General features: G+C 61.2%; 10 protein-coding genes and 1 tRNA gene. 4 read left to right on the forward strand and 7 right to left on the reverse strand.

The features are described from left to right. Together B3187_RS11260 and B3187_RS11265 are read right to left on the reverse strand one after the other, a co-directional pair. Positions 1–1115, reverse strand: a 1115-nt coding sequence (locus B3187_RS11260) for a methyl-accepting chemotaxis protein (protein WP_286806497.1), incomplete at its 3' end; no start/stop codon positions are given. Positions 1116–1255: 140 nt separating this feature from the next. Beyond that, positions 1256–2008 (reverse strand): flagellar brake protein, encoded by a 753-nt coding sequence (locus tag B3187_RS11265; RefSeq protein ID WP_286806499.1) that lies wholly within the window; start codon positions 2006–2008, stop codon positions 1256–1258. Positions 2009–2575: 567 nt separating this feature from the next. Here B3187_RS11265 and ttcA point away from each other — a divergent pair. The 3 genes from ttcA to B3187_RS11280 all read left to right on the forward strand — a co-directional run bounded on the left by ttcA (position 2576) and on the right by B3187_RS11280 (position 7139). Next, positions 2576–3457, forward strand: a complete 882-nt coding sequence (gene ttcA / locus B3187_RS11270; RefSeq protein WP_286806500.1) for a tRNA 2-thiocytidine(32) synthetase TtcA — start codon at positions 2576–2578, stop codon at positions 3455–3457. Positions 3458–3534: 77 nt separating this feature from the next. Next, positions 3535–4647, forward strand: coding sequence for an alanine dehydrogenase (ald, locus tag B3187_RS11275; RefSeq protein WP_286806501.1), 1113 nt, complete (start codon positions 3535–3537; stop codon positions 4645–4647). A gap of 47 nt (positions 4648–4694) precedes the next feature. Next, positions 4695–7139, forward strand: coding sequence for a putative bifunctional diguanylate cyclase/phosphodiesterase (locus B3187_RS11280; RefSeq protein ID WP_286806503.1), 2445 nt, complete (start codon positions 4695–4697; stop codon positions 7137–7139). A gap of 10 nt (positions 7140–7149) precedes the next feature. On the opposite strand, the gene B3187_RS11285 is transcribed toward B3187_RS11280, so the two are convergent. From B3187_RS11285 to flgA, 5 genes are all read right to left on the reverse strand, one after another. Continuing rightward, the gene (locus B3187_RS11285; protein ID WP_286806504.1) at positions 7150–7860 is read right to left on the reverse strand and encodes a 16S rRNA (uracil(1498)-N(3))-methyltransferase; all 711 of its coding nucleotides are present in this window, start codon (positions 7858–7860) and stop codon (positions 7150–7152) included. 36 nt (positions 7861–7896) lie between these two features. Further along, positions 7897–7972 (reverse strand) — tRNA-Arg (locus tag B3187_RS11290). An 89-nt stretch (positions 7973–8061) separates the two neighbouring features. Beyond that, positions 8062–8556: a flagella synthesis protein FlgN gene (locus B3187_RS11295; protein WP_286806505.1), complete on the reverse strand. Its 495-nt coding sequence runs from the start codon at positions 8554–8556 to the stop codon at positions 8062–8064. A 69-nt stretch (positions 8557–8625) separates the two neighbouring features. Next, the gene (gene flgM / locus B3187_RS11300) at positions 8626–8943 is read right to left on the reverse strand and encodes a flagellar biosynthesis anti-sigma factor FlgM (RefSeq protein ID WP_286806507.1); all 318 of its coding nucleotides are present in this window, start codon (positions 8941–8943) and stop codon (positions 8626–8628) included. Positions 8944–9082: 139 nt separating this feature from the next. Next, entirely contained in the window at positions 9083–9793 is a 711-nt protein-coding gene (gene flgA / locus B3187_RS11305; RefSeq protein WP_286806508.1) for a flagellar basal body P-ring formation chaperone FlgA, read from the reverse strand. Between the two features lie 273 nt (positions 9794–10066). Between flgA and B3187_RS11310 the strand changes: the two genes are divergently transcribed. Continuing rightward, a partial coding sequence (locus tag B3187_RS11310; RefSeq protein WP_286806527.1) for a chemotaxis protein CheW occupies positions 10067–10224 on the forward strand: 158 nt, incomplete at its 3' end.

Here is a 10224-nt window from a genome sequence, read left to right on the forward strand (position 1 = left end):
GCCAGCAGGTTGGTCTGTTCGGCAATACCCCGAATGACATCCACCACCTTGGCAATCTCGCCACTGTCGGCGGTCAGACGCTCCAGTACTTGCCCCAGGTTGTCCACCTGCCGAGACAGGTCCCCGATCGCGCCGCTGGCGGTATTGATGACCGTGCCGCCGCGCTGGACTTCGCCAAGGGCACTTTGGGTGGCCACGGAGGTGTCCGAGGCGCCGCTGGCCACTTCCTGCACCGCCTGGGCCATCTGTTGCATGGCCACGGCCACCCGAGTGGTTTCCCGCTGCTGTTCGTCCATACCCCGGTGGGTTTGTGCTGCCTGCGCCTGCGCCTGCGCGGCGTGGCCGTGCAACTCCCGGGCGGATTCGCCAAAGCGCCCCAGAGCAGTGCGCAGGCGCGCCCGCAGCGCCAATTGCGCAAACTCGATTTCACCCAAAGCGTCACTGCGACCGGTGTAAATATAGGCCGCGATCGGGTCGTGCATAATGGCGCGGGCTCGGCTCAGGCTTTCGCTGAGGTGCTGTACCAGTAGTGCCTGGGTAGCACCACCGATGACCGCGCTCCCCAGTAGGGCGGCAAGCGCCACGGTCGGGGTCAGCAATCCCAGCAGCCAGCTGCCCAGTAATAGCACGAGCAATGCAATGCCGCCGATCTGAACCGGTGTTCGAGTCGCATGCCACAGGCTCAACCAGCGCGGACAGGCCGGCTTGCCGGCACGCATCCGTCGATAGCTCGCCTCGGCCCGGGCAACCCGCTCCGCGTCCGGGTGAACCCGCACCGACTCGTAACCCTGTACCTGGCCGCGGTCTTTGAGGGGGGTGACGTAGGCATCCACCCAGTAGTGATCGCCGCTCTTGCACCGGTTTTTGACAATACCCATCCAGGGCCGACCGCTTTTCAGCGCGCCCCACATCACACCGAAGACTGCCTCGGGCATTTCGGGGTGGCGAATCATATTGTGCGGCTGGCCGATCAGCTCGTCCCGGGTAAAGCCCGAAATTTCCTGAAAGGTGTCATTGCAGAACTGGATGGTGCCTTTGGTGTCCGTTGATGAAACCAGTTCATCGCCGGGTTTCACCGGAATATTGCGGCCGGTTACGGGGCCGTTGTTGCGCATACAGTGTCCTCAGCGGTTACCGCGATCACTTCTAGTCGGCGTTTGTTGGCCGATGTTAGATGAAACTACCCCTTTAAGGGTAGTCCTCCTACTGGCGTTATCGACCGCACGGACGTTAAGTTGAGTGAATTCTCACGCGTTCAGGCGGCGGCCAGTGCACGGCTCTGTTGGTTGGTCACAAAGGCCGCCAGGGCATTTTGGGTATCGGAAGGCAAGTCGACAAAAGACAGGCTGACCCGGGTCTGACGCCAGGGCCGCTGACTGAGATTGAACGCGCAGACGCGCACCCGGCAGCGAACCTTGAGCCCCGGGGCGACGGTGAATTCGCACAGCGGGAGTATGTCCCGGTGGTGCAGGAACGGCCGCCAGTCGCCGGTGAGTCCGAGTCGTATACCGCCCGCGGACAGGTTGAGGATTTCTCCGCACAGGGGGGAGAGCCCGGGTACACCGAGGCGGGCGCTGATCGGGTACCAGCCGAAGACGTCGAGGCGGGGCCAACGGCGTCGGGGGCCGAGATAGAACTGTTCGGGCAAGGGCAGGGCGAGCCCACCGCTTCTCTGGGGCGTACTCCAGCCCACCACCGGGGCACTGAATTCGAACAGGCGGCCGTTTTCGTGGTAGCTGACGGTCAGTTCGTCGCCAGGTTCGAGATTGAGTGCCCGGGGGAAGAGTTCGTCGAGCCAGAGGAGTTGCCGTTGGGTGTCGAGGGCGAGGATGAGGCTTTGGTATTCGCTGCCTTGATGGCGCACGGCGAGCAGTTGCCGACGTTCGGCGAGCGGGCGCAGGTGTTTGACGCACTCGGCTTCGGGCGCAGGAGCCTGTGGCGTGGGCGCCGGCCGCTCAGCGGGTTCGTTGGCGGAGAGTTTTTGCAGCAGTGCTCGCAACAGGGCCATAGGTGACTCGTATTCCAGGTCGATAAAACGGACGGTTCTTTGCCGGTTACGAGTGAGTTTGCAATGGGTGTGCCATATTGTGCAGATCGAAATTTTGGGACTTCGCAGAGAAGGCTGCGGGAGGGTAACCCCCTTTGGGGACCGCTGTGAATACGTCCCTGTAAGCTCTGCACCGGCCATCCAGGCCGGTGACGTCCCCAAAGGGGGTTACCCTCCCTCCGCTAGTACCAACGTCAAGGGCGGTGGAGGTAGCCCGTTTCACGCACCTCAAGCATGTGTTTGCTGGGCTGGCTATTTCCCGAAACGTTATGTTTGCACAGCGGAGGGAGGGAAGGTCTCTTTGAGACCGTTACCCGCCTGGACGGCGGGTAATGAGCCCCCATGGATGGGTTCACGGCGTGTCTCAAAGAGACCTTCCCTCCCGCAGCCCTCTATGCGAAGTCCCAAAAGAGCCAGGTTTCAGTAGGAAATGCGGCAGACGGTTGCCGCTTAGAGCGGCAATTCCCTGGGGCGGCTAAAATCCGTACAATGGCGGCATTTTTCGGACCGTCGAACATTGAGAGTATTATGAGCCAGCCCGCCGTGCGCAAAGAGCGCCTCGAATACAACAAACTGCAAAAGCGCCTGCGTCGTCAGGTCGGCAGTGCCATTGCCGATTACAACATGATTGAAGAGGGCGACCGGATCATGGTCTGCCTCTCCGGTGGCAAAGACTCCTACGGCATGCTCGACATCCTCATGAGCCTACAGAAAACCGCCCCCATCCGCTTCGAACTGATCGCCGTCAACATGGATCAGAAACAGCCCGGCTTTCCCGAGCACATACTGCCCGAATACCTCGAACAGGTCGGGGTGCCTTACCATATCATCGAACGCGACACCTACAGCATCGTCAAAGACGTGATTCCCGAGGGCAAAACCACCTGTGGGCTCTGCTCGCGGCTTCGGCGCGGTACCCTGTACAGCTTCGCCAACGAGATCGGGGCGACCAAAATCGCCCTGGGTCACCACCGGGACGACATCATCGAGACCCTGTTCCTCAACATGTTCTACGGTGGCAAACTCAAGGCCATGCCGCCCAAGCTGCTCGCCGATGACAAGCGCAATGTCCTGATTCGCCCGCTCGCCTACTGCAAAGAGCAGGACCTGGCGGATTTTGCCGAGTACAAGGCGTTCCCGATCATTCCCTGCAACCTCTGTGGTTCCCAGGAGAACCTCCAGCGGCAGGTGATCAAGCAGATGCTGACCGACTGGGAAGGTCAGTACCCCGGACGCACCGAGACCATCTTTTCCGCCATCCGCAATGTGGCCCCCTCTCAGCTGGCGGATACCGCGCTGTTTGACTTCGCGGGATTGAAAGTGGACCCGGATGCTGTGGCCGATGCCGGGGAAGACACCCAGGCCGAGGCCGGCGTTCACCAGTTTATCCCGGCTCTGCAAGTCTCCTGAGTTAGCCCGGCTGGCGCCCAGCTCCTATACTCGGGGTACATCGGCCCTATTCACGGGGCTCAGGCAGAGAGGTGTCTATGAGGATTGGCGTACCCCGGGAAATCAAAACCGATGAATACCGTGTAGGGCTGACGCCCAGTGCCGTGCGGGAATTGGCGGGCCAGGGCCACAGCGTGTTGGTCGAACAGGAGGCGGGCGCTGCGGTCGGCCTGGATGATGCCTCTTACGAAGCGGCTGGGGCCACTCTGGTGGACTCGGCCTCAGCGGTATTCGCCCAGGCCGAGTTGATCGTCAAGGTCAAGGAGCCGCAGCCGGAGGAGTATCGCCAGCTCAATCCCGATCAGATTTTGTTCACCTTTCTGCACCTGGCGCCCGACCCCGAGCAGGCCGAGGGGCTGCTGGCCTCGGGCGCGTCCTGCATTGCCTACGAAACCGTCACGGACCAGGCGGGACGCCTGCCACTGTTGACCCCCATGTCCGAGGTCGCCGGGCGGCTCGCCACCCAGGCGGGCGCCCATCACCTGGAGCTGCATCAGGGCGGGCGGGGCATCCTGCTCGGAGGGGTTCCGGGAGTACCGCCGGCCGGGGTCACCATCATCGGCGGGGGAGTGGTGGGGACTCAGGCGGCGCGCATGGCCTTGGGGCTGGGTGCGCAGGTCAGAATTCTGGACAAGTCCCTGGTGCGCCTGCGGGAGCTGGATGCGCTGTTTCACGGACGACTGGTCTGCGAGTACGCGACTGAAAACGCGCTGGAGCAGGCGCTGCCGCAGACCGATCTGCTGATCGGCGCGGTACTGGTAGCCGGCGACTCGGCGCCCAAGCTGCTGTCCCGGGAGCAACTGGGGGCCTTGCCCAAGGGGGCAGTATTGGTGGATGTGGCCATTGACCAGGGCGGGTGCTTCGCCACCTCCCGGCCCACAACGCACCGTCAACCCACCTTTTCGCTCGATGGCGTGGTCCATTACTGTGTTGCGAATATCCCCTCGGCGGCGGCCCGAACCGCCACACTGGCGCTGAGTCACGCCACCTTGCCATATGTACAGGCGCTGGCGCAGAATGGCCTGGAGGCACTGAAGCGGGACCCCGGCCTCAGGGCGGGCCTGAATGTGCACCGGGGCCAGATCACCCACGAGGCGGTCGCCCGGGCGTTGGGCAAACCCTGGGTAGCGTTCGGCGGCGGACCGGAGTAAGCTACCAATTGTTGAAACAAACGACATTTACAGGACAATAAGCATAAATGACGAACGAACCGTCGCTTTTCCAGGGGGTTTCTTTCCGGCTGGCGAAAATCGGCATCATCCTGGCCTTTCTGCTCGGCCTGTTGATGAGCTCGGTGCAGTTGTATCTGGATCTGGACAACCAGCGTGAGGAGCTTAACCTGTTGTTCAGTCGGGTCATGGAAGTGGCCACGCCGCCGGCGATGCGCGCCGTTCATACCCTGGATGATGACCTGTCCGCTGAAGTGGTCAATGGCCTGCTGGCCTATGACTTTGTCATCGGGGTGCGTGTCACCGATGAGTTGGGCAATACCCTGGCCGAGGGCCAGACCGCACAGAAACCCTCCCAGACACGGTGGCTGACCTCGCTGATCAGCGACGAGACCCGGGAGCTGTATTCCGATCTGATAATCCCGGGCTACGGCCAGACCGCCTCCGGTGGTCTGGCGTTTACCGTCGATATGGATCAGGCGCTGCAGGCGTTCTATGAGCGATCGGGTCTCAACCTGATCACCGGGCTGGTTCGCAACGCGATGCTGGTGGTGTTGCTGTTCTTTGCCTTTTACTTTGTGGTGGCCAAACCCCTCGCGCGCCTGTCCCGGGAAATCAAAAGCATCAACCCGGAAGAGCCCGGTGTCCGCCGCCTGACGCCTTTGCCCGGGCGGCACGATGAGCTGGCGCAACTGCTCGACAGCAGTAACCAATTGCTGAACGCTGTGGATCTGTCGCTGGCCAAGCGTCGCGCGGTGGAGCTGGCGTTGCGAAAAAGCGAAGGTCATCTGCGCCAGATTATCGACAGTTTGCCGGTGATGATCGGGGCCCGGGATATTGAGGGGCGCTACCTGTTTGCCAACAAGGCGCTGGCGAGCATGGTCGGTCGCGATGTCGACACCATGCGCGGACAGGACGTACGGGACCTGTTCCGCAATGCCGTGGATGATGTGGAACTGATTCTGCAGAACGATCAGCGGGTGATTCGTCAGGGCATTGATGTGGAAATCAATGAAGAGTCCTTTGTCACCCGCGAAGGCAAAAAACTCTATCTGCAGAGTCACATCATGCCGCTCCATTACTACGATCAGACGGTGGCTCTGGTCGTGTCCGTGGACATCACCGAGCGCAAGAATGCCCAGGCAAAGATGGAGCACATGGCCCATCACGACGCCCTGACCAATCTGCCCAACCGGGTGCAATTGGTCGAGCGTCTGGATCTGGAAATCCGTCGCGCGACCCGGCATGGCTATTGCGGTGCGGTGCTGTTTATCGATCTGGACCAGTTCAAAAACATCAACGACTCACTGGGTCATCCGGTGGGCGACAAGGTCCTCAAGGAGGTGGCGCAGCGTCTGGTCAGCTCGGTTCGGGAAGAAGATCTGGTTGCCCGCCTCAGTGGCGATGAATTTGTCGTGGTGTTGACGGTTCTGGACAAAGACCTTTCGACCGCCGCGCTGCGGGCGGGGGAAATCAGTGAAAAAATCCGGCGTATCATTTCCCGCCCCTTCCACACGGAGAATCTGGATTTGCGGATCAGCTGCAGTGTCGGAGTGGTGATCTATCCGGATAAAAACAGCTCGGTGCATGAGCTGCTGCGCTTTGCCGATACCGCCATGTACCAGGTCAAAGAAAAGGGACGCGATGCGATCGAGTTTTTCAATGAGGACATGGCGGACAAGGTCAGCCGACAGCTGGTGATGGAGGGCGATCTGCATCGGGCGCTTGAGGGCAAGCAGTTTGCGCTGCACTATCAACCCAAAATCGATATGGGCACCGGAACCATTGTCGGCGCCGAAGCCCTGTTGCGTTGGCACCATCCCACCAAGGGCCTGATCTCGCCGGCGGATTTCATTCCCATTCTGGAAACGTCCGGGCTGATTCTGGATGTCGGCCAATGGGTGCTGGAAACCGCCTGTGAAACTCTGGTGCACTGGCAGGCGCAGGGCTGGTGGAAACCGGGTATGCGTCTGAGCATCAATATCAGCCCCCGGCAGTTTCGGCGCGCCGCCTTTGCCGATGACGTCCTGCGCACCTTGAAACGCTACCCGATACCCGAGAATTCACTGGAAATGGAGGTGACCGAGGGCATTGTGATTCAGCAGGTGGACGAGGCGATTGTCACCATGCGGCGCCTGGCAGAGCAGGGGATCAGCTTCTCTCTGGATGATTTCGGGACCGGCTACTCCTCCATCAGTTACCTTAAACAGCTACCGGTGACCGTGCTGAAAATCGACCAGAGTTTTGTCCGGGATATTGTGGATGATCACAACGACCGGGTGTTGGTGGAAACCATCATTACCATGGGTCGGTTGCTGGATCTCGATGTGGTCGCCGAGGGCGTGGAACTGGAGGCCCAGTTCGATATTCTCCAGCGCTACGGCTGTCATTACTATCAAGGGTTCTATTTCAGCCCCGGCGTTACCCTGTCGGCGTTCGATGCCATGCTGGCGGAGCATACCGTGTCCGCCTGAGGGCCGGGTATCAGAACAGGCGTCCCAGAAGGAAAGGAATGGCCACTTCGGTTTTGAGAATGCGGGGCCCCAAGTGTACCGCCTGAACCCCCAGTTCGCCGAGCCGGCCGACCTCGTATTCATTGAACCCACCTTCCGGGCCCACCAGCAAGGTGACCGGTTCCTGCACCTGAGCAGGACAGGCAATGGCCTCGTAGGGGTGGGCCACCATGGCACGCCGGCCTTCGATCAACCCGGGCAGGGTGTCTTCCACAAACGGTTTGAACTGACGATGGTAGTGCACCTGCGGCATCACCGTGTCGCACCCCTGTTCCAGCCCCAGTTGCAGCTGAGTCTCCACCGCGTCCGGATGGATGCTGGGTGACTGCCAGTAGCTTTTTTCCACTCGACGGCTGTGAATCAGGTGCAGCTCTTTGACGCCGCTACCGGCGACGGTCTGCAATATACGCTTGATCTGTTGGGGACGGGGCAGGGCGAGAACCAGGGTCAAGGGCAGAGGTTCCGGAGGCGGGCGATTCAGCGTCAGGGATAACCGGATTCGTTTCCGGCTCAGTTCGGTCACCTCGCCAGTACCCCAGTCGCCGTTCAGCCGGCCAACGGTCAGGCTGTCACCCAGCTGGGGTTTGAGTACCTGAAGAATATGGTCGAGTCGGCGCTTATCCGACAGGTCGGCCACCGTGGGACTGAGCAAGTCGCTGTCGGCAAGCAGCAGTAAGTTCATTGGGGGTGACCGGTTGCGGGCGTTGAATCGACAAAATGGCGTCCCCGCCAGGACTCGAACCTGGAGCTTCCGCTTAGGAGGCGGAGGATTTATCCTGTTAATCGACGGGGACATCGGCTGCCGCGCTAGCCCGGGGGCGCCGACAGGGGCGGCAACTATACTAAAAAGCCTTACGCCGGCACAAGCCGACGTAAGCGGCGATCACGCCTTGACCAGGGTCTGGGAGCCGCCCTGAGGGCCGGAGCGGCCTTGGGCGTTGTACAGCGAGGGACCGTCGTTACTTTGTCCTCTGAGCAGGTCCAGGAGCGTGCCCACCGTCTGCCGGGAGCGCTGAATGATTTTGCCGTTGATATCGTTGAGTGCCCGACAGGCCTCAAAGTGCTCGGCGAGCTCTTGCCATTGTGGGGACTGTGCGCGGGTGTCCGGGCGCTGGTGCAACCACTGCTGCCAGCCTTCGTGGTTGTGGGGAAGCCTGGCGGCATCCAGCCAGCTTTGGCGTTGCAGGGCGTGCTCGCCGAGTGCGGCCATGAGCCGGTTTTTGGCGTCGATGAGCGGGGGAAGGGCGTCCAAATCGCGCCGCTCCAGCGCTTCGCGCTCTTGCAACAGCACCTGACTGAGCTCTTCAATGGCTTGGGCGTCGTGTGCCAGCATCTGGCTGACGGATTCGGCTGAGGGAGTCATATTGGCCTCGGTCATGGCGGATCATCGAAAATCGAATGCTGCTTGGCCCGGGCGGTGTTGGGGGCCCGCCGGGCCAGCGGGGGGTTATCCCAGCAGGTCGTCCTGATTGAGCATATTCTGGGCGATGCGTTCGGGGTCGATTTCAAATCGACCCTCGGCAATGGCCTGTTTCAGATTCGCGACGCGCTCGACGTCGACATCCGGCAGTTGCGCCAGGTTCTCTTCCAGGCGGTTCATGCTCTGTGCCTCCGCACTGAGTTCAACACTGTCACGGCTCGCCGGACGCGGGCTGCTGCCAGCGGCTCCGGATTGCGGACCGGATTCTCGGGGTGCCACGGTGCTGGGGCGGTTGTTGCCGCCGTTATTGCCGGGCTTGATACCGTTGTTTGAGTCAATAACCATATTTTGTTCCCCAACAAAATGTTCGATGATGCCGGCCGAAAGACCGGGAGCCAGCCAAAATGCGGGCTTCTGACCATACTATCGGCCGGCATCCTTATAACTTTAATACTCTTTGTGTATAAATGTGACCCATTTCGCGTTATAAAATCACGTCGACCGTCCCGGGTCCGGTGATTCGCCCTCTGACGATACGTTCAGAGCGGTCGTTCCGCACCCGGATCTGCTCTCCCACCCGCCCGGAACTCAGGGCGGTGCCCGTGGTATCAACGCTGATGGTGCCCATCCGGGCGTGCAGGCGCACCTGGTCGCCCCGTTCGACGACGGTTGGCTCGATCAGTAACCCCAGCCGGACCGGCTCGCCGGCCTTCAGCGGGCGGCGCAACTCCTTTCCCAAAGCCGACGTTGCATCAACGACAAAACCTTGACGCAATTGGCCGGTGTCTCGCAATGCCATGGTCATATCGTCCTGGGCGATCCGGTGGCCTCGTCCCAGACTCCGGCTGGCGACGGCGACCTCCCGGTATACCGCCACCTGCGCCGGGACGTACAGCGCCCAGGCGGTGGGGCCGGGACAGCGGGTGTGCACTGTCAGATTTCCGCCGCTGCGCTCCTCATCGCTAACCGACAGCGCCAGAGGGGCCTCGCAGGCTTTCAGGCGGAGGCGGCTGTCGAGCCGGCCCACGGTAATCTTGGTCCGCTTTACTGACGGAACTCGGTAGTGTGCCTCCAGGAACTGGCGCACGTCGGCCCTGAGCTCGCCCAAATCCTGGTATGGCGCGCTCTCCGGCGTGGCCTGGGCCAGCGCGGCGAGCAGAACCAGCAGCAATGCGCCCGCCAGTCGCCCGCACAACGGCCCGACTCCCCGGGGGGAGCATTGGCTCAGGCTCTGAAAAAGGCGACAGGGACCCATCTTTTGTCCTATTCTTTGTGCATGACGGTAAAGGTTAAAGCGTGACGGTTTTCAGCCGCTAACGGAACTATCGGCACTAATGAAGCAAGGAGCGTGCCGTCGGGCGGAATGCTCGCGGGGAGCGCCGGGGCATCCGCGTATGGGGTGTGGGCGTATTCTCTCGGGCAGTGGGTTAATGAACGTTTAATGAAATCAGAGGTAGAAGGGGCATCCATGGCCGGAGTATTGGATAACGTGAACCAGAGAACGCGTCTGGTGGGTGAAAACCGGCTGGAGCTGCTATTGTTCCGCTTGGGGGGACGGCAGCTGTATGGCATCAACGTGTTCAAGGTGCGCGAAGTGTTGCAGTGCCCGCGCCTGACCGTGATGCC

The organism is Marinimicrobium sp. UBA4209, from assembly GCF_002381585.1.
In the GTDB taxonomy this organism is placed as follows: Bacteria; Pseudomonadota; Gammaproteobacteria; order Pseudomonadales; family Cellvibrionaceae; genus Marinimicrobium; species Marinimicrobium koreense.

Coding starts and splice junctions, on each gene's coding strand:
- B3187_RS11265 (WP_286806499.1), bottom strand. CDS start 2,008: ATGGCCCTGTTGCGAGCACTGCTGCAAAAACTCTCCGCCAACGAACCC.
- B3187_RS11280 (WP_286806503.1), top strand. CDS start 4,695: ATGACGAACGAACCGTCGCTTTTCCAGGGGGTTTCTTTCCGGCTGGCG.
- B3187_RS11285 (WP_286806504.1), bottom strand. CDS start 7,860: ATGAACTTACTGCTGCTTGCCGACAGCGACTTGCTCAGTCCCACGGTG.
- ald (WP_286806501.1), top strand. CDS start 3,535: ATGAGGATTGGCGTACCCCGGGAAATCAAAACCGATGAATACCGTGTA.
- B3187_RS11295 (WP_286806505.1), bottom strand. CDS start 8,556: ATGACCGAGGCCAATATGACTCCCTCAGCCGAATCCGTCAGCCAGATG.
- flgM (WP_286806507.1), bottom strand. CDS start 8,943: ATGGTTATTGACTCAAACAACGGTATCAAGCCCGGCAATAACGGCGGC.
- ttcA (WP_286806500.1), top strand. CDS start 2,576: ATGAGCCAGCCCGCCGTGCGCAAAGAGCGCCTCGAATACAACAAACTG.